This is a genomic window from Tenacibaculum sp. TB-53 (assembly GCF_059716285.2).
On sequence record NZ_CM202790.1, the window covers coordinates 3,075,754 to 3,093,824 of the forward strand.

Genomic DNA, 18,071 nt, shown 5'->3' on the forward strand with positions numbered 1-18,071 from the left:
GAATAATAATTATTGTAATTGAGTGTTTAACCAGCTTACAACATCTTGTAACATTTCTTCTTTACATAAGTCATTTTGTAACTCATGATATCCTCCTTCGTATAGTTTTATACTAGCTTTAGGCGTATTGTTAGCAAAAGCCTCCGTGCCTTTATAATCAATAATTTTATCACCTGTACCGTGTAATAATAACATTGGAGTTTTTAAAGAAGATGCATTATTAATAGCCCATTCACCAGCATCAATAAATGATAAAGAAAAATTAGGGCTCACCTTATCATGAACTAATGGGTCATTACTATACTTTTCAACTTCAACAGGATCACGAGATACATCGTTAGCATCTAACTCATTTCCTAAAGTCACTGAAGGAGCTATTTTTTGCATTACTTTTCCTAACGAAAGCTTCCAAGCAGGTGGCTGAAAAGCTAAACGTAAAAAAGGACTGGTAGCTATAACGCCGTTTAGATGATGTTTTTCTCTTAGAGTGTAATTAATTACAGTGTTGCCTCCCATAGAGTGCCCATATAAAAACGTAGGTTTATCACCAAAAACCTCTTTAGCTTTATCAATTAGTTTAGTTACACTTTCTAATACATAGTTGTAACCTGGGTTGTGTCCTCTTTTTCCTGTTGTTTTTCCATGGCCAAAGTGATCAAAAGCAATTACCCCCAAATTATTATCGGTTAGTTTTTTGGCAACGTGTTCATATCTGCCAGAATGTTCTCCCATTCCGTGAATAATTACCACTATGGCTTTTACAGTTTCTGGTTGCCAATACTGACCAAAAAACTCAGTTTTATGAAAATTGAATGTAAATGTTTTATGGTGTGTCATTAGTCTCTTGTAATGTTTCCGTCTTCTAAAATATTAAAAATAATAGTAGAAGGAGAGTCAGAAATATATTCAACTAATTCAATACTATTTTTATTAAGAGTAGAGGTGGTTTTTAACATTCCTTCTGCAATTTCGTCATAAGCCAATACTTGACTATTAATTATATTAAATTGTTTATCGTAAGTTACCAGCATAGAGATTAACTCAGTATTATTTGGATAGAAATAATATACTACTGATTGAAAGCTTTCTGATATTTTTGGGAGATAGGAAACACCAATTTTAGCATTCTCTTCATCTAATTGCTCTTCAAAAATTGAAGGAAGTTTTAAAAGCTCTTGTTGTGGTTTTGTTAATAATTTACCCTCTACATGATTGCTAAAGTTTGTACTATCAACCAAAGGAACATTTTTAGTAGGATAGTCGTTTAAAAATGAATACTTGTTTGCTTTACAAGACGTCATTGATGCAATAATAGCAACGAATAGTATAAGTTTAATTGTGTTTTTCATTTCTTTATTTTTTGTAATAGTTTTTTGATTAGAAATACTTTTTCTGAGTATTTGCTATAAATATAGCTAACTTTTGTTAGTGTGAGTTAAAACATATTTCATAGCCTTGGCTTTGAGTAAACATTCTTCATACTCCTTTTCTGGAGTAGATTTTGCTGTAATAGCCCCACCAACTGAGTATGAAACGTATTTGTTCTCGGAATTGTATAAAATACTTCGGATAACTACGTTAAAATCGAAGTCGCCATTTGGAGTAAAATACCCGACGGTACCTGAATATAAACCACGTTTAGTTTCTTCTAGGTCTTCAATAATTTTCATGGCGGAAATTTTTGGAGCTCCGGTCATACTTCCCATTGGAAAAGTATCTTTAATTACATCAACTGGGTGTGTGGTGTTTTCAATTTCTGAAACTACGGTAGAAATCATTTGATGTACTTGCTTAAACGAATATACTTTACATAGTTCTTCTACTTGGACACTTCCTTTTTTAGCTGTTCTTGATAAGTCGTTACGAACTAAATCTACAATCATAATATTTTCTGACCGTTCTTTTTCATCACGAGCTAAATCGAACGCAATTTTTTCGTCTTCAATCGGATTGATTAAACGTTTTGCGGTTCCTTTTATAGGTTGCGAAATAATTTTTGAACCTTCTTTTCGCAAATAGCGTTCTGGAGTTGCCGATAGTAAATAATGATTGTCGTTTCTAAAAAACGTTGCAAATGGAGGTTCCGATATTTTGTTTAACTGTGTGTATACTCTATAGGGATTTATAGCTGTGTTTTCTGCATAGAATTCTTGACAAAAGTTAGCTTCATAAATATCTCCTCTATGTATATGTTCTAATACTTTTTCTACTTTTTGATGGTATTCATCTTTATGGATACGTAATTTTATTTTTACTTCATCTGTTTCTTCTTGTTGATAATTATCAATAGAAGGGTTCGTTTCAATGATATCTTCAAAATCTTCTTCTAACTCATCATCAATCATTTGTAAATAATGAAATTCAACAGTATTTCCTTTGATGAATAGTAGTTTTTGAGGCTGAAAAAAATACAAGTCAGGAAAATGAAGTCCGTCAAAATTCTTAGAAGTTAGTTTTTCTACATTATTTTTAACATCGTAACTAATGTAACCAAAGATGTAATCTTTGGTGAAAGACTGATATTCTTTTAGTTTATCAAAAGCATTATAGTAATCTGTTTTAATAGAAGTAAACTCTTCTACAGCTAAAGCACAATCGAAAGAGCTATATTGTTGCTCGTAATTGTTAGAATCTAGCCAAATAGCTGTTTCAAATTGTTTAGTCCAAACAAACAGCTTTTGCTTGAAGAGCTCAGGGGTGTCTATAGAAAAAATACGGACGGTTCTTGACATCGCCACAAAAATAAGAAACCCGATAGAAATACTGCTATCGGGTTTGAGTTTTATATAATTTTGAGGGTTATACCATTTACAACTTGAAATTACCGTAATAAAACACCTTTTTTCCCTTTCTTCTTCATTTAAAAAAGAAAACGTAGCTAAGGCTATGTTTGATTTTTGAAACTTGGATAAAGAAAAAAATCATCATTTTCTTTTACCGTAATTTCAAATCATAACTGGTATTATTCTTTTTTTGAGTTTTCGTAGGCTTTTATTTTCTTTTCAACTTCTTCTAAAGTACCTTCAAAAGTTTTTTCTTCAGTTGTTTCTTCACCGTTTTTAACAATTGTAGTAGAAATAATAGCTTTAGCAGTACCATCATCATTCTTTACAATATTCACTTTAACGATGTTTTCTAATTTGTTTTCTGTAGTAAATTCAGTATCAGTATAAAGCTTTATTTCGTGTTTTTCACCGTTTTTGTCAATCCAGACTTTACTATTTTCTGTCTTTTCATGTGTTTCTGAAGAAGTATGTCCGCCTAATATTGGGGCAATAACTAAACCAACTAAACACGTAAGTTTAATTAAAATATTCATTGATGGTCCAGAGGTGTCTTTAAAAGGATCACCAACAGTATCACCTGTTACAGCAGCTTTATGCGCATCAGAACCTTTGTAAGTCATTTCTCCGTTGATTTCAACACCAGCTTCAAACGATTTTTTAGCATTGTCCCAAGCGCCACCTGCATTATTTTGGAAAATAGCCCACATAACACCCGATACACAAACACCAGCCATATAACCACCTAGAGGTTCAGCACCAAAAACTACCCCGATAATTACTGGGGTGATAATGGTAATTAACCCTGGTAAAATCATTTCTTTTAAAGCAGCTTTGGTTGAAATATCTACACATTTTGCATATTCAGGGGTGCCCGTTCCTTCCATAATTCCTGGGATTTCTCTAAACTGTCGACGTACTTCATGTACCATTTCCATAGCTGCTTTTCCTACTGATTGCATGGCTAATGCTGAGAATATAACAGGAATCATTCCACCGACAAATAACATGGCTAATACATCAGCTTTAAAAATATTTATTCCGTCAATTCCTGTAAAAGTCACATAAGCAGCAAATAAAGCTAAGGCTGTTAAAGCTGCGGAAGCGATGGCGAACCCTTTACCAACTGCAGCAGTAGTATTTCCTACAGAATCTAATATGTCGGTACGTTCACGGACGTGATCTTCTAATTCACTCATTTCAGCAACTCCACCCGCATTATCTGCAATAGGACCAAATGCATCAATAGCTAATTGCATTGCCGTTGTTGCCATCATTGCTGAAGCTGCTAAAGCAACTCCGTAAAATCCAGCGAAATAATATGAGCCATAAATAGCTGCTGCAAATAATAAAACAGATAAAAAAGTAGATTTCATACCTACCGCTAAACCAGCAATAATATTGGTTCCAGCACCTGTAGCACTATTTTGTACGATAGCTAACACTGGTTTTTTACCTAAACTGGTATAATAAGCTGTAACCATTGAGATTAATGCTCCTACAGCTAAACCAATACAGGCAGCCCAAAACACATTGATAGCTGCTACTTCTTTAAAGCCTTCTCCGAAGAACTTCATTTGCATTGTTTGAGGAAGCATCCATTTAATCAAGAAGAAACTAGCTATTAATGTTAAAATAATAGCGACCCAGTTTCCAGTATCTAGTGCTTTTTGTACTTGTGCTTCTTTTGCACTATTATCCTTAATTCCTACTAAAAAAGTTCCGATGATTGATGCAATAATACCAACTCCTGCAATTACTAAAGGTAGTAATATTGGTCCCATTCCGTTAAAGGCATCAGAAAAAGGTGAGGTTATAGACATATCTCTAATAACATAGTTTCCTAGTACCATGGCTGCTAGTACGGTTGCTACGTACGAACCAAACAAATCGGCCCCCATACCTGCAACATCACCAACATTGTCACCAACGTTATCTGCAATGGTTGCTGGGTTACGAGGATCGTCTTCAGGAATTCCTGCTTCTACTTTTCCAACTAAATCGGCACCTACATCGGCAGCTTTGGTATAAATACCTCCACCAACACGAGCAAATAAAGCAATAGATTCAGCTCCTAAAGAAAATCCAGCCAAGGCTTCTAATACAACAGTCATTTCTTTGTAAAAGTTACCTCCATCTGTAATAAATTGACCAACAAATATTAGAAAAAATAAACTTAGACCTAAAACAGCTAAACCAGCGACACCAAGCCCCATTACGGTTCCACCACCAAAAGATACTTTTAAAGCTTGGGGCAGGCTAGTTTTTGCAGCTTCTGCGGTTCGTGCATTAGCATCGGTAGCGATTCGCATTCCTATGTTTCCTGCGAGTGCAGAAAATATTGCTCCGATAATAAATGCAGGAACAATCATAATACTTGTTGTTTCTACTACTTGAGAGATTCCGAATAAGGCTAATGAAGAGATAATAACAAAGATTAGTAATAATCGATATTCGGCAGCTAAAAAAGCAAGAGCTCCTTCTTTAATACTTTTTGAAATAGATTTCATTTTATCATTTCCTGCATCTTGTTTTTTAACCCAGACCATTTTTATATACATAAAAATGAGTCCTAAAAGTGCCAAAACTATTGGCACATATATCATATTTTGTTTCATGTTATTGTTATTTGATTAGTTATAAGTGTTCGTAAATATAACAAAATCAATAACTAAACAAAAAACCTCTCAGTTACAACTGAGAGGTTTTTTGTTTTATAAAAGGAGTTTTTTTACAAATTAGATAGTAAAATCTCCATTTGTTTTATGTTCGCTATTTTCATAACGCTCTAAACATTTATCTAAGATTTCGTAGGCTTCATCAGCATTACCCCAGTCTCCAATATCAACTTTTTTCTTTTCTAAGTCTTTGTATACTTGGAAGAAGTGAGTGATTTCTTTTTGACGGTGTGGATTTAGGTCAGTAATATCGTTGTATCTGTTCCAAATTGGGTCAGAAACAGGGACACAAACTATTTTTTCATCTGGCCCTTTTTCGTCTGCCATATGGAAAACACCAATTGGTTTTACTTCCATAACACACATAGGAAAAGTTGGTTCAGCACCCAATACTAATACGTCTAATGGGTCACCATCTAACGCTAAAGTTTGAGGGATAAATCCATAGTCTCCAGGATACATCATTGATGAGAATAACATTCTGTCAAAACGAATTTTTCCTAAATCAAAATCGTATTCATACTTGTTTCTACTACCTTTTGGTATTTCAATTAAAACATCAACTGTTTTTCTTTCTTTTGCGGTCATATATTCTAAACTTTTCTTCGTTTTCTAAAAATCGGTTTGCAAAAGTAGTGATTTATTAGTTTTTTTAAAGAAAAAACAAAGGTATTTTATGGTTAAATGTATGATTATAAGCCGGGTTTAATACCAATACGGATAGCAAATTTAGGTGTTGGAGCAACAATTGATCCTGCAGGAGGTGTATAATTACTTCTCCAAATAGCGTCAATTCTCAGAAAACGTAAGTTACCATATCCAATATTTTCTAATCCTACACTGTATTCGTAATATAGTTTGTTTGGAGCGTTATAGTTAACATTATGCGCTCCACTACTATTGATTAATCCATCATTTATAGCTCTATTTTGTTGAGAAATGTTCCCGTAAGCAGCTCTAAAAGAAACTAAGCTTCTTAGTTTCAGTTTTTTTAATAGGGGTATTCTATTTAGAATATAACCATTAAAATGGTGTTCAAAATGTCCTGCCAAATATTCATCAGCTACAAAATCGTAGTAATTTAGTAGCGCGAAAGTGTCTTTAACTAAAGAAAATGTTTGGTTGGCAGGGATAGGGCTTAATAAGGCAACTGGAACTGTTCCAAATGTTTTTCCAGCTTCAAAACTAGCGTCTAAAGTTCCGAATTTACTTAATAAAATAGGTTGGCTGTATTTAAACTGAATTTTATCGTAACTGTGAGTTCCGTTAAAAGGTCCTTTGTAACCTCTTCGGTAGTTCAGTACAAAAGTAGGGAATACATTTCGTCCAAAACGCCTTTCTACCCCCAGTCCATATACAAACCTTCCGGGAGTGAAAGAAACATAAATATCAGAAGCCACATCAGTAACTTGTGATTGAATATTTCCGTTTTCATCTCTGTAATTCATAGAGAAATCTTTCTCAGAAGCTGATTTAATTTTTGAGTGAGAAAAATTAAAACCTACATGTAAGTTTTGCTGAATTTGATAATCAAAGTTTGCAGCTATTTTTTCAACATCAGATAAAAAGAAATTGTCTCCTCTTGAAAATAATGCAGTTGTTCCAAAGCTTCTTCCTAAAAGTTGTGTTGTGTTTAAAAGAGTACTACCGAGTTGCTCAATATCGTTTTGGTATGCAACTCCAACGGCAATTCTAGGTTTGTAAGATAAAAGATAACGTGCTTCTGCACCATATTTTACTTGTTCGTCTTTAAAGCCGTAAGCAATATGCCCACCTAAACGAAAACGATCGTCTTTGGTTACAAAGGTTCTGAATCCAACTTTAGTTCTAAAGCCTTCTACTTGGTTACTGGCAAAAGCAGTCCACAAAGGTCCAATTTGAACACCTAGTTTGGTGTTTATATAACCACTGGCTACCGTGTTTATTAATCCTGTTAAATTTTTTATTTGTTTTTTTTCTTTAACACTTTCAATTAGTTTGTGTGTTTTTTTACTTTCATCGGTTTGAATATTCTTCCAGTAAGAATCTTCTTTTTCATATTGATCAGGTCTAATTTTCTCAATAGTTTGTTCATAGAAGTTTTTAGGAAGAGCTTTGTTTAAGACATAATTCTTAAAAGTAATATCTTTTTTAATTGTTAATCCTTTATTGCTTTCGTTTTTATCGATGAATGTAAAATCACCTTCATAAGCATTTTTGGTAGGGATGTAAATACTGTCGTTTCGTACCTCAAACTCTTTTTCAAAGCTAAGTCCTCTTACAAAGTTTAAATTAATACTTTTATGAACTTTCATTTTTAATTTTTTGATAGAAAAATTTTTGTCAGCTACCCAAAAATTACCTTGAAAGGCCAAATCTCCATCGCGCCTTGGAAAGAAATAAATATTGTAAAGCTTTTTATTGTTGTTTACGACACTATCGTAAAGAACATAGTCATATGTAGAAAAACCATCAGTAGATAAAGGACTGATAAAAGGCTTTTGAAGTAATGTAATGTTGTTTTTAAAAACATCAATATTTTGAAAGGTGTTGGCCATTCGGTCAAAAATAAAACCCTGAGCGCTAAGTCCTTCTGATTTCTCAGCCTCTATGTCTTCTCTGATATTATTATTTTTGTTGTCTCCATACACATTGGCAACTTGTTCATTTAAATAAATAGGTATGTAGTAATTTATTCCGTCGCTATCATACTTTATTTCTTGAAGTGCTTGTTTGTATTCTTTCTTAAATATCTTTTTTAAGAAAAGAGTGTCTAAATTATTAAGACCTATTTCTATGGATGTGTTTTTTTTATATTGATAATGATCAACTAAATCAAGTCCATTTTTTCTTTTACGTTTCCAAATTTCTTTTAAAATTCTATAAGCAGGATTTTCTTTTTTCTTTAACCTTTTTTTAGGTTTGGTAACGATAACAACTTCTTCAAGTTCATTACTTTCTTCTTTTAAAACAATATTTAAAAACTTTGTTTTTTGACTCACTTTAATAGTGTGAGTTTGAAAACCTACAAAGGAAATTTCTAGTGTGCCCCTATATTTGTTGGTTTTTAGGAAAAACTTTCCATTATCGTCTGTTGTGGTTCCATAAGTGGTGTTTTTTAGAATTACATTAACGAAAGGCATAGGAGTGTCAAATTCGTCAACCACTTTACCTTGTATAGTTAATTGTGCACTTAAAATACTGGTAGTTAGTAGCAGTAATAAGGTAAGAAGATGTTTCATTATTTTTTTTACTACAAAATCCTTTTGACCTGAGTCAAAAGGATTTTAATTTATTTTTTCAATTTCTTTTTTCTTCAATTACTTGCGGTACATCACTTCTTTTACTGCTGAAATAACATCATTCGCATTAGGTAACCATTCTTCCAATAATACTGGAGAATAAGGTGCAGGAGCGTCGGCAGTTGTAATTCTTTTAATAGGAGCATCTAAATAATCAAATGCTTCGTCTTGTACCCTAAAAGTAATTTCTGATGAAACACTACCAAATGGCCAAGCTTCTTCTAAAATAACTAATCTATTTGTCTTCTTAACAGATTCTAAAATAGCTTTATGATCCATCGGACGAACTGTGCGTAAATCAATAATTTCAATAGAAATACCTTCTTTAGCCAATTCGTCAGCAGCTTTGTATGCTTCTTTAATAATTTTACCAAAAGAAACTACCGTAACATCGGTACCTTCTCTTTTAATATCAGCAACTCCAATAGGGATGATATATTCTCCTTCAGGAATTTCCATTTTATCACCATACATTTGTTCAGACTCCATAAAAATAACTGGATCATCATCTCGAATAGCAGCTTTTAATAAACCTTTAGCATCGTATGGATTAGAAGGAACAATTACTTTTAATCCTGGGCAGTTTGCATACCAACTTTCAAAAGCTTGTGAGTGGGTTGCTGCTAATTGACCTGCAGAAGCTGTTGGTCCACGAAAAACAATAGGGCAGTTGAATTGTCCACCACTCATTTGACGGATTTTTGCAGCATTGTTAATAATTTGGTCAATTCCTACTAAAGAGAAATTAAAAGTCATATACTCAACAATAGGGCGGTTACCATTCATTGCTGATCCTACAGCAATACCACCAAAGCCTAGTTCGGCAATAGGAGCATCAATAACACGTTTGTCACCAAACTCGTCTAGCATTCCTTTACTGGCTTTATATGCTCCGTTATACTCAGCAACTTCTTCACCGATTAAATAAATGCTTTCATCTCTACGCATTTCTTCGCTCATTGCTTCGCAAACGGCTTCTCTAAATTGTACTGTTTTCATACGTTTTATAAGTAGTTGTTTATCAAGAGTGCAAAAATAATAAAAATAGGGGTAATATTGTAGTTTTAAAAACAACAAATGATTATGTAATAATAATACCTTAATTTTGAGACTGATTAATGTTAAGGAAAAAATTTATTATGCACGCATAATAAATTAAAAAAAATCCTTAACTTCGTGGCATAAAATTAAGTTTCTTTAAAACAACGATATATATGAAAATATTAGTTTGTATCAGTCATGTACCTGATACTACTTCAAAAATCAACTTTACTGATAACGATACAAAGTTTGATACTAACGGGGTTCAATATGTTATTAATCCATACGACGAGTTTAGCTTAACTCGTGCCATGTGGTTTAAAGAAAAGCAAGGAGCAAGTGTAACTGTAGTGAATGTTGGAGGAGCTTCTACAGAGCCTACTTTACGTAAAGCGTTAGCAATTGGAGCAGATGATGCAATTCGTGTAAACGCTGAACCAACTGACGGTTTTATGGTAGCTAAAGAATTAGCTGAAGTTGTTAAAAATGGAGGATATGATTTAGTATTAGCAGGAAAAGAATCTGCTGACTATAACGGACAAATGGTTCCTGGAATGTTAGCCTCTTTGTTAGATTTTAACTTTGTTAATGGATGTGTTGGTGTAGAGGTAGACGGAACAAATGTTACTTTAAATAGAGAGATTGATGGAGGTGAAGAAAAAGTATCCTCTACTTTACCAATGGTGATAGCAGGTCAAAAAGGAATTGTAGAAGAAAAAGATTTACGTATTCCTAATATGAGAGGTATTATGATGGCACGTAAAAAACCATTAAAGGTGGTAGAGCCAACTGGAGCAACAGCAGCAACAGCAACTCAAAATTTTGAAAAACCAGCACCAAAAGGAGCGGTTAAGTTAGTTGATAATGTTGATGATTTAATTGATTTATTACATAACGAAGCAAAAGTAATTTAATCAGTTGAACTGTTTTAATAGAGTTTAAAAGAAAGAATAAAAATACTTGTTAGTGTTTAATGATTAAAAACTAACCACTAACCACTAACGACTAAAAAATAAATAAATATGTCTGTATTAGTTTTTGCCGATTCATCGGAAGGAAAATTCAAAAAAACAGCTTTTGAAGTTGTTTCATACGGAAAAAAAGTAGCAGAACAATTAGGAAGCGACTTAGTAGTGTTAACTATTAATGGAGGTGATGCTTCTGAATTATATACTTACGGAGCAGAAAAAGTAGTAGAAGTAAAGAATGATTTATCTTCTTTTAATGCTAAAGCATATGCTTCAATTATTAAACAAGTAGCAGAAGCAAAAGGAGCTAACACGGTAATTATCGATTCTAGTGTTGATGGATTAACTGTAGGACCGTTAGTAGCTGTAGCTTTAGAAGCTGGATATGCTTCAAATGCGGTAGCATTACCAAGTAGCACTAGTCCTTTTGTTGTTAAGAGAAAAGCATTCTCAAATAAAGGCTTCAACAATACTGAAATTTCAACTGATAACAAAGTAGTGGGTGTTGCTAAAAACTCATATGGAGCACATGAAAATCCGGTAAGTGGTTCTACTGAGAGTTTTGATGCTACATTACCTGAATTAGGAGTGAAATCTGAAAATATTAATAGAGCAACTGGTAAAGTTACTATTGCTGATGCTGATATTGTTGTTTCTGCAGGTAGAGGTTTAAAAGGACCTGAAAACTGGGGAATGGTTGAAGAGTTAGCTGATGTTTTAGGTGCTGCAACTGCATGTTCTAAGCCTGTATCTGATTTAGGATGGCGTCCTCATAGCGAACACGTTGGTCAAACTGGTAAGCCTGTAGCTTCAAACTTATACATAGCTATAGGTATTTCAGGTGCAATTCAGCATTTAGCAGGAATTAACGCATCTAAGGTAAAAGTAGTTGTTAACACAGATCCAGAAGCACCTTTCTTTAAAGCTGCTGATTATGGTATTGTTGGTGATGCTTTTGAAGTTGTACCTCAGTTAGTAGAAAAATTAAAAGCTTTTAAACAAGCATAAAATAGTGGTAATTTTTTCTTTTTCTAGAAATTAGAGTTCAACTCATAATTTTTAGTAAATTGTGCCCACTTTAGAAGGCTGTCTAAAATTTTAAGCAAAAGGCCTAAATTTAGACAGTTTTTTTGTATTTTATGATGATTGATTGTACATGAGTTTAATTAAACTAACTATAAAAGGGATTTCGTATAGCCAAACACAAAGTGGGGCATATGCTTTAGTGCTAAGTGAAATGGAGGGAACCAGAACACTTCCTATAATAATAGGAGCGTTTGAGGCACAATCAATAGCAATAGCCTTAGAAAAAGAAATCCGTCCACCAAGACCACTTACTCACGATTTATTTAAAACGTTTTCTGATCGATTCTCTATCACCGTTAAACAAGTAATTATACACAAGTTAGTTGATGGAGTATTTTATTCAAGCTTAATTTGTGAAAGAGAAGGAATAGAAGAGGTTATTGATACAAGAACATCAGATGCTATAGCATTGGCAGTTCGATTTGAAGCTCCAATTTTTACATATGAAAACATTTTAGATAAAGCAGGTATTTATCTAAAAATGGATGAAGAATTAACAATTGAAGAAGATTTAGAATCTGATGAAGATGAAATCGAGTTTTCAATAGAAGAAGAAGAAGGAAAGGATAATTACTCACACTTGTCACTTAAAGAATTACACGAACAACTTAACGATGCTGTAGCCAATGAAAATTATGAGTTGGCAGCTAGAATTCGTGATGAAATCAGCAAACGTTCTTAATTTAAAATATTAAAAATGAAGAAACTATTTACTTTCATAATGCTTTGCGTTACGATGATAACTTTTAGCCAAAGCATTGAAAAAAAGTGGAATTTCTCATCAATTACAACAACAGAAGGAGATTCAATTGTTTCTATAGATCCTACAGATATTTTTACTTTATCAGAAGGAAACTTTACATACTCTTTAGTAGAAAAAGATAGTTTACAAGCTTCAGGAAACTATATTCATCAAAACAACTTATTAATTTTTAACTACAAGCAACCCAACGATACAGTTCGTTATTACAACGTGGTTGAATTAACAGATGAAGTTTTAACTCTCTCAGAAAAAAACATACTATATAATTTCACAACAGAACCAATAGTTGTTTTAGGGAAAGACGTTGAAGAAGTAGTCAGTAAAACAAAAAAGATAATTCCAAGTCAAGGTTTTTCGATGCAAAGTTTGTGGAGAGGAGCTCTAGGGATGATAACATTACTAATTATTGCTTTTTTATTTAGTGCAAACCGAAGAGGTATTGATTGGAAAACAGTAGGATTAGGGTTGGCTTTTCAGTTATTAATAGCAATTGGGGTTTTAAAAGTTCCTTTTGTTCAAAAAACATTTGAGCTAGTTGGAGGCTTGTTTGTAAGTGTGTTAGACTTTACAAGAGCAGGAAGTGAGTTTTTATTTAGCGGTTTAGTTGCTGATATGGATTCTTTTGGATTCATCTTTGCTTTTCAAGTACTACCTACCATTATATTTTTCTCGGCATTAACATCAGTATTGTTTTATTTAGGACTAATACAAAAAGTAGTAAAAGGCTTAGCTTGGTTATTATCTAAGTTTTTAAAAATATCAGGAGCTGAAAGTTTATCAGTAGCAGGAAATATTTTCTTAGGTCAAACAGAAGCACCTTTATTAATTAAGGCATACTTAGAAAAAATGAACCGTTCTGAAATCTTGTTAGTAATGATAGGAGGAATGGCAACCGTAGCAGGAGCAGTATTAGCAGCTTATATAGGGTTTTTAGGAGGAGATGATGAAGCGTTACGCTTATTATATGCAAAACACCTATTAGCAGCATCTGTAATGGCAGCACCAGGAGCTATTATCATTTCCAAGATATTATACCCACAAACAGAAGAAGTAAATACAGATGTACAGGTTTCATCAGAAAAAATTGGTTCAAATATTTTAGATGCTATAGCTAATGGAACAACTGAAGGCTTACAATTGGCAATGAATGTTGCAGCTATGTTATTAGTTTTTATTGCTTTTATAGCCATGATAAATGGTATTTTAGGAAGTATAGGAGGTTTTGATGGAATTGAATATTTTGATTGGAAATTTACTTCCTTGAATAAATTAATTGAAGGAACTACACCTTATGAAGCATTGTCATTAGAATTTATTTTAGGTTATGCTTTCGCTCCTTTAATGTGGTTAATTGGTGTTGCTAAAGAAGATATGGCATTAATGGGACAGCTATTAGGTATTAAATTAGCTGCAAGTGAGTTTGTAGGATATATCCAGTTAGCTGATTTAAAAAATGCAGCAAGCGCTACACATTTAACCTATAACAAGTCAGTAATTATGGCTACGTATATGTTGTGCGGTTTTGCCAATTTTGCTTCTATAGGAATTCAAATAGGAGGAATAGGTTCTTTAGCACCAGGTCAACGTAAAAATTTATCTGAGTTTGGAATGAAAGCCCTAGTTGGAGGTACAATTGCTTCGCTAATGTCTGCAACCATAGCAGGGATGATTATAGGATAAAAATAAAAGGTTATAGGTAATTGGTTGTTTTTTAATACAATAGTTTTGTTTATTCTTTTTTTTTGATATATTTATACCAATATTAACCCCCAAATTAAATCTATCATGAATAAACTTAAAAGTTTAAAAGGAATTAAAGTGTTATCAAAAAATGAGCAAAACCAAGTTAGCGGAGGTCGTTATACCTATTGTAAAGGTACACGCATGTGTTGTACAAGATTTGCAAATGGTCAAGAGTTTTGTGACTACGGTTACTGTCAAAGTAACGGAACTTGCGTTTGGGCATAGTTATAGTTGATAACTTATTAATATAATTTTAAAAGCATCTACATTTTTTGTAGATGCTTTTTTATTTTTACGTTGTTAAACAGTTCAAGAATTTTAACGATTAAAAGCAGAAGGATGAAGCAGTATCACGATTTAGTAAAACACGTTTTAGAAAACGGAAACGAGAAAGGAGATAGAACAGGAACAGGAACTAAAAGTGTTTTTGGATATCAAATGCGATTTGATTTAAGTGAAGGGTTTCCTATGGTAACAACTAAGAAGTTACACCTAAAATCGATTATTTATGAATTACTATGGTTTATAAAAGGTGATACAAATATTAAGTATTTGCAAGAAAATGGTGTACGTATATGGAATGAATGGGCTGACGAAAATGGTGATTTAGGTCCAGTGTACGGACATCAGTGGCGTAATTGGAATAGTGATGAAGTAGATCAATTAAAAGAAGTCATTGAAACCTTAAAAAGTAATCCAAACAGCCGTAGGATGTTAGTGTCTGCATGGAACCCTTCTGTGTTACCAGATACATCAAAGTCATTTGCAGAAAATGTAGTGAATGGTAAAGCAGCACTTCCACCATGTCATGCTTTTTTTCAATTTTATGTAGCAGATGGGAAACTTTCATGCCAATTGTACCAACGTAGTGCAGATATATTTTTAGGAGTTCCTTTCAATATTGCATCGTATGCTTTATTTACAATGATGGTTGCTCAAGTTTGTGGTTATGAAGCAGGAGAATTTATTCACACATTTGGTGATGCCCATATATATAATAATCATATGGAGCAATTAGAGTTGCAATTATCACGTGAACCAAAACCTCTTCCTAAAATGAAAATTAATTCAGCCATAAAAAATATTGAAGATTTTACTTTTGAAGATTTTGAATTGGTTGGTTACGATCCGCATCCTCACATAAAAGGAGTTGTGGCAGTCTAATTTAACTTTATTTTATATATATTGTTTAGTAGCTTTGTAAGAAATCACTAAAAAAGTTATAAAAATGAATATAGACGTTGATGTTTTAAAAGAAGATCTCTACGATAAAATAGCCGAAATTAATGATGAAAATGTGTTAAAAGCAATCCACACGTTGGTTGATAACATGAAAAATGAAACTTTTGAAGAGGCTACAACAGAGAAAAGAGATCTTACAGGATATATTAAAGAATGGGTGAAAAATATGTAAGCCACACAAACTAAACTTATGATTACACTCATAGCTGCAATTGCAAAAAACAATGCTTTAGGGAAAGATAATGACTTAATTTGGCACTTACCTGCCGATTTAAAACGCTTTAAAAAAGTTACTACAGGGCATCCTATTTTAATGGGACGAAATACTTTTGAAAGTATTGGAAAACCTTTGCCTAATCGTACATCTATAATAATTACTCGAAACAATAATTACTTTGTTGATGGCTGTTTAATGGCTAATAGTATTGAGCAAGCTATAGAGTTGACTGAAGGAAAAGATGCATTTATTATAGGTGGAGCACAAATTTATAAGGATGCTTTAGAACAAAATTTAGTTGATAGGTTAGATATAACTCTTATACATCACGAATTCGAAGCAGATGCTTTTTTCCCTGAAATAAATATGGAAATATGGAAAGAAGTAGCAAGGGAAGATTTTAAAGCTGATGAAAAAAATAAATATGACTATAGCTTCGTTTCTTATGAGAAGCGTTAACTTTTGTTATCCTAAACTTGTTTTAGAATTTCATCCTTATACTCAGAAAACTCAAAATGTCAATACAACTTACTGAAATATCAAAAACTTACGGAACACAAAAAGCAGTAAATAATATTTCCTTTTCAGCAAAAAAAGGAGAAATAGTTGGTTTTTTAGGCCCCAATGGAGCTGGGAAATCTACAACAATGAAAATCTTAACAGGGTTTATTCAACCTTCAGAAGGAACTGTATTGGTAAGTGGAATTGATGTAATATCAAATCCTATTGAAGCACAAAAAAAGATAGGTTATTTACCAGAGCATAACCCGTTATATATAGATATGTATGTACGAGAGTATTTACAGTTTCAAGCATCTCTACACAATATAAAAAACTCTAAGGTTAATGAGACTATTGAAAAAGTAGGGTTAACGATTGAAGCACACAAGAAAATTAATCAACTATCTAAAGGATATCGCCAGAGAGTTGGTTTAGCTGCGGCTATACTACATGACCCAGAAGTGTTGATTCTAGATGAACCAACAACAGGATTAGATCCAAATCAATTAGTTGAAATACGTCAATTAATCAAAGAACTAGGAAAAGATAAAACAGTATTACTATCTACACACATTATGCAAGAAGTAGAAGCAATGTGTGACAGAGTTATAATTATTAATAAAGGAGAAATAGTAATTAACAAACCTATTTCAGAACTTAAAACAGATAATGAACAAGTAATTAAAGTAACGTTTGATTATAAATTAGAAGAACAGTTTATAAAACGCTTACCTAATATAGTATCGTATAAAAACACTCTAGAAAATAACTGGATACTTGTTTTTAATTCAAAAGAAGATATGCGTCCATTAATTTTTGACTTTGCACAAGAAAATGGGTTAAAAATTTTAGGATTAAATACCGAAAATAAAAACTTAGAAAGTTTATTTAGAGAGTTAACTCAATAGAAAAATAACAACCTAAAAAGAAAGACTCCTTGCATACATTATGTAAGGAGTTTTTTGTTTTACTTACTAGGTATCTCCTAAATTTAAGCCTTACTATTTAAAAAAGTAAGGGTGATTTCCCCCTTTTTACTACCTGTAATTCTATTAGAAAATATTTAGGAGAAACTACTTTTTTAAAAGAGTTTTTCATTGCGGTTACTCTTGGTAAGAGCGATTAATTTTACAATGTCTGATTGCTAACCCTTCAATCTACAAGCAAAACTAATCAAACTTACTATTAAAATGATTTTTGAAATATTACAAATCATTACCGAAGAATTAAATGATTATTTCGATGAAAAAGCTGTAGACCTATCAAATATAGCTATGGCGGACGGAGATGGAAATTCCCCAGCAAACACTCCAGATATTTCATTAACATTAATCAATACACAAGAAGAATTTGCGCTAAAAAATACTTCTAATAATCGTGTAGAAGGAACTACAGTTAGTTACAGAAACCCAAAAGTATATTTAAACCTTTATGTTTTATTCAGTGTAGATAAATCCAGTTATGCTGAATCTTTAAAGAGTTTAACAAAAATATTAGCCTTTTTCCAGGGGAAAAAAGTATTCACACATCAAAACACCAACTTTGAAGGTATAGATGGGTTAGGAGACTTAAAGACGTTTAAGTTTATTACCCAACTATATACACCTTCTTTTGAAGAGTTAAATTATATATGGGGAACCTTAGGAGGTAAGCAATACCCATCTGTACTTTACAAAATAACATTACTAGAAATAGAAAGGGATGTTGTAACTAATGAAGGAACAGTAGTCTCAGGTATTGAACAACAATCAATAATTAAAAATTAAAA

17 protein-coding genes are annotated in these 18,071 nt (G+C 32.6%); 10 read left to right on the forward strand and 7 right to left on the reverse strand.

Annotated elements, in window-relative coordinates:
• Positions 1–9: 9 nt before the first annotated feature.
• From AC3VJB_RS14135 to AC3VJB_RS14165, 7 genes are all read right to left on the reverse strand, one after another.
• Positions 10–837, reverse strand: a complete 828-nt coding sequence (locus AC3VJB_RS14135) for an alpha/beta hydrolase (RefSeq protein ID WP_437823664.1) — start codon at positions 835–837, stop codon at positions 10–12.
• Complete coding sequence (locus tag AC3VJB_RS14140; RefSeq protein WP_239178547.1) at positions 837–1,349, reverse strand: hypothetical protein; 513 nt, start codon at positions 1,347–1,349, stop codon at positions 837–839. Before AC3VJB_RS14140 ends, AC3VJB_RS14135 begins: the two co-directional genes overlap by 1 nt.
• Before the next feature lie 66 nt (positions 1,350–1,415).
• Positions 1,416–2,732 carry an aminodeoxychorismate synthase component I gene (gene pabB, locus AC3VJB_RS14145; protein WP_437823666.1) on the reverse strand — a complete coding sequence of 439 codons (1,317 nt, stop codon included), beginning with the start codon at positions 2,730–2,732 and terminating at the stop codon, positions 1,416–1,418.
• A 230-nt stretch (positions 2,733–2,962) separates the two neighbouring features.
• Positions 2,963–5,401 (reverse strand): sodium-translocating pyrophosphatase, encoded by a 2,439-nt coding sequence (locus tag AC3VJB_RS14150; RefSeq protein ID WP_497667269.1) that lies wholly within the window; start codon positions 5,399–5,401, stop codon positions 2,963–2,965.
• A gap of 120 nt (positions 5,402–5,521) precedes the next feature.
• Positions 5,522–6,049, reverse strand: coding sequence for an inorganic diphosphatase (locus tag AC3VJB_RS14155; protein ID WP_047790320.1), 528 nt, complete (start codon positions 6,047–6,049; stop codon positions 5,522–5,524).
• A 104-nt stretch (positions 6,050–6,153) separates the two neighbouring features.
• Positions 6,154–8,682 (reverse strand): DUF5686 family protein, encoded by a 2,529-nt coding sequence (locus AC3VJB_RS14160; protein ID WP_437823670.1) that lies wholly within the window; start codon positions 8,680–8,682, stop codon positions 6,154–6,156.
• 78 nt (positions 8,683–8,760) lie between these two features.
• A complete protein-coding gene (locus AC3VJB_RS14165) occupies positions 8,761–9,741 on the reverse strand; it encodes a pyruvate dehydrogenase complex E1 component subunit beta (protein WP_047790318.1) in 981 nt (326 codons plus the stop codon).
• Between the two features lie 215 nt (positions 9,742–9,956).
• Here AC3VJB_RS14165 and AC3VJB_RS14170 point away from each other — a divergent pair, with 215 nt between their 5' ends.
• From AC3VJB_RS14170 to AC3VJB_RS14215, 10 genes are all read left to right on the forward strand, one after another.
• Positions 9,957–10,697: an electron transfer flavoprotein subunit beta/FixA family protein gene (locus AC3VJB_RS14170; RefSeq protein ID WP_281980622.1), complete on the forward strand. Its 741-nt coding sequence runs from the start codon at positions 9,957–9,959 to the stop codon at positions 10,695–10,697.
• 108 nt (positions 10,698–10,805) lie between these two features.
• Positions 10,806–11,759: an electron transfer flavoprotein subunit alpha/FixB family protein gene (locus AC3VJB_RS14175; protein WP_073182572.1), complete on the forward strand. Its 954-nt coding sequence runs from the start codon at positions 10,806–10,808 to the stop codon at positions 11,757–11,759.
• Positions 11,760–11,907: 148 nt separating this feature from the next.
• Positions 11,908–12,519, forward strand: coding sequence for a bifunctional nuclease family protein (locus tag AC3VJB_RS14180; RefSeq protein WP_159489003.1), 612 nt, complete (start codon positions 11,908–11,910; stop codon positions 12,517–12,519).
• Positions 12,520–12,534: 15 nt separating this feature from the next.
• Entirely contained in the window at positions 12,535–14,280 is a 1,746-nt protein-coding gene (locus AC3VJB_RS14185) for a NupC/NupG family nucleoside CNT transporter (protein ID WP_073182573.1), read from the forward strand.
• Between the two features lie 105 nt (positions 14,281–14,385).
• Positions 14,386–14,568, forward strand: coding sequence for a hypothetical protein (locus tag AC3VJB_RS14190; RefSeq protein WP_047790313.1), 183 nt, complete (start codon positions 14,386–14,388; stop codon positions 14,566–14,568).
• Positions 14,569–14,682: 114 nt separating this feature from the next.
• Complete coding sequence (locus tag AC3VJB_RS14195) at positions 14,683–15,507, forward strand: thymidylate synthase (protein ID WP_047790312.1); 825 nt, start codon at positions 14,683–14,685, stop codon at positions 15,505–15,507.
• Positions 15,508–15,571: 64 nt separating this feature from the next.
• Complete coding sequence (locus tag AC3VJB_RS14200) at positions 15,572–15,757, forward strand: hypothetical protein (protein ID WP_047790311.1); 186 nt, start codon at positions 15,572–15,574, stop codon at positions 15,755–15,757.
• An 18-nt stretch (positions 15,758–15,775) separates the two neighbouring features.
• Entirely contained in the window at positions 15,776–16,261 is a 486-nt protein-coding gene (locus tag AC3VJB_RS14205) for a dihydrofolate reductase (RefSeq protein WP_167712440.1), read from the forward strand.
• 56 nt (positions 16,262–16,317) lie between these two features.
• Positions 16,318–17,211 carry a gliding motility-associated ABC transporter ATP-binding subunit GldA gene (gene gldA, locus AC3VJB_RS14210; RefSeq protein WP_437823675.1) on the forward strand — a complete coding sequence of 298 codons (894 nt, stop codon included), beginning with the start codon at positions 16,318–16,320 and terminating at the stop codon, positions 17,209–17,211.
• A 282-nt stretch (positions 17,212–17,493) separates the two neighbouring features.
• Complete coding sequence (locus tag AC3VJB_RS14215; RefSeq protein WP_047790308.1) at positions 17,494–18,069, forward strand: contractile injection system cap protein; 576 nt, start codon at positions 17,494–17,496, stop codon at positions 18,067–18,069.
• The last annotated feature ends 2 nt before the right edge of the window (positions 18,070–18,071 follow it).

Bases quoted from the DNA above. Each gene is read 5' to 3' on its own strand.
- AC3VJB_RS14135 (WP_437823664.1), bottom strand. From the start codon at position 837: ATGACACACCATAAAACATTTACATTCAATTTTCATAAAACTGAGTTT.
- AC3VJB_RS14180 (WP_159489003.1), top strand. From the start codon at position 11,908: ATGAGTTTAATTAAACTAACTATAAAAGGGATTTCGTATAGCCAAACA.
- AC3VJB_RS14205 (WP_167712440.1), top strand. From the start codon at position 15,776: ATGATTACACTCATAGCTGCAATTGCAAAAAACAATGCTTTAGGGAAA.
- AC3VJB_RS14155 (WP_047790320.1), bottom strand. From the start codon at position 6,049: ATGACCGCAAAAGAAAGAAAAACAGTTGATGTTTTAATTGAAATACCA.
- AC3VJB_RS14185 (WP_073182573.1), top strand. From the start codon at position 12,535: ATGAAGAAACTATTTACTTTCATAATGCTTTGCGTTACGATGATAACT.
- AC3VJB_RS14140 (WP_239178547.1), bottom strand. From the start codon at position 1,349: ATGAAAAACACAATTAAACTTATACTATTCGTTGCTATTATTGCATCA.
- AC3VJB_RS14160 (WP_437823670.1), bottom strand. From the start codon at position 8,682: ATGAAACATCTTCTTACCTTATTACTGCTACTAACTACCAGTATTTTA.
- AC3VJB_RS14165 (WP_047790318.1), bottom strand. From the start codon at position 9,741: ATGAAAACAGTACAATTTAGAGAAGCCGTTTGCGAAGCAATGAGCGAA.
- AC3VJB_RS14175 (WP_073182572.1), top strand. From the start codon at position 10,806: ATGTCTGTATTAGTTTTTGCCGATTCATCGGAAGGAAAATTCAAAAAA.
- AC3VJB_RS14190 (WP_047790313.1), top strand. From the start codon at position 14,386: ATGAATAAACTTAAAAGTTTAAAAGGAATTAAAGTGTTATCAAAAAAT.
- AC3VJB_RS14215 (WP_047790308.1), top strand. From the start codon at position 17,494: ATGATTTTTGAAATATTACAAATCATTACCGAAGAATTAAATGATTAT.
- gldA (WP_437823675.1), top strand. From the start codon at position 16,318: ATGTCAATACAACTTACTGAAATATCAAAAACTTACGGAACACAAAAA.
- AC3VJB_RS14170 (WP_281980622.1), top strand. From the start codon at position 9,957: ATGAAAATATTAGTTTGTATCAGTCATGTACCTGATACTACTTCAAAA.
- AC3VJB_RS14200 (WP_047790311.1), top strand. From the start codon at position 15,572: ATGAATATAGACGTTGATGTTTTAAAAGAAGATCTCTACGATAAAATA.
- AC3VJB_RS14150 (WP_497667269.1), bottom strand. From the start codon at position 5,401: ATGAAACAAAATATGATATATGTGCCAATAGTTTTGGCACTTTTAGGA.
- pabB (WP_437823666.1), bottom strand. From the start codon at position 2,732: ATGTCAAGAACCGTCCGTATTTTTTCTATAGACACCCCTGAGCTCTTC.
- AC3VJB_RS14195 (WP_047790312.1), top strand. From the start codon at position 14,683: ATGAAGCAGTATCACGATTTAGTAAAACACGTTTTAGAAAACGGAAAC.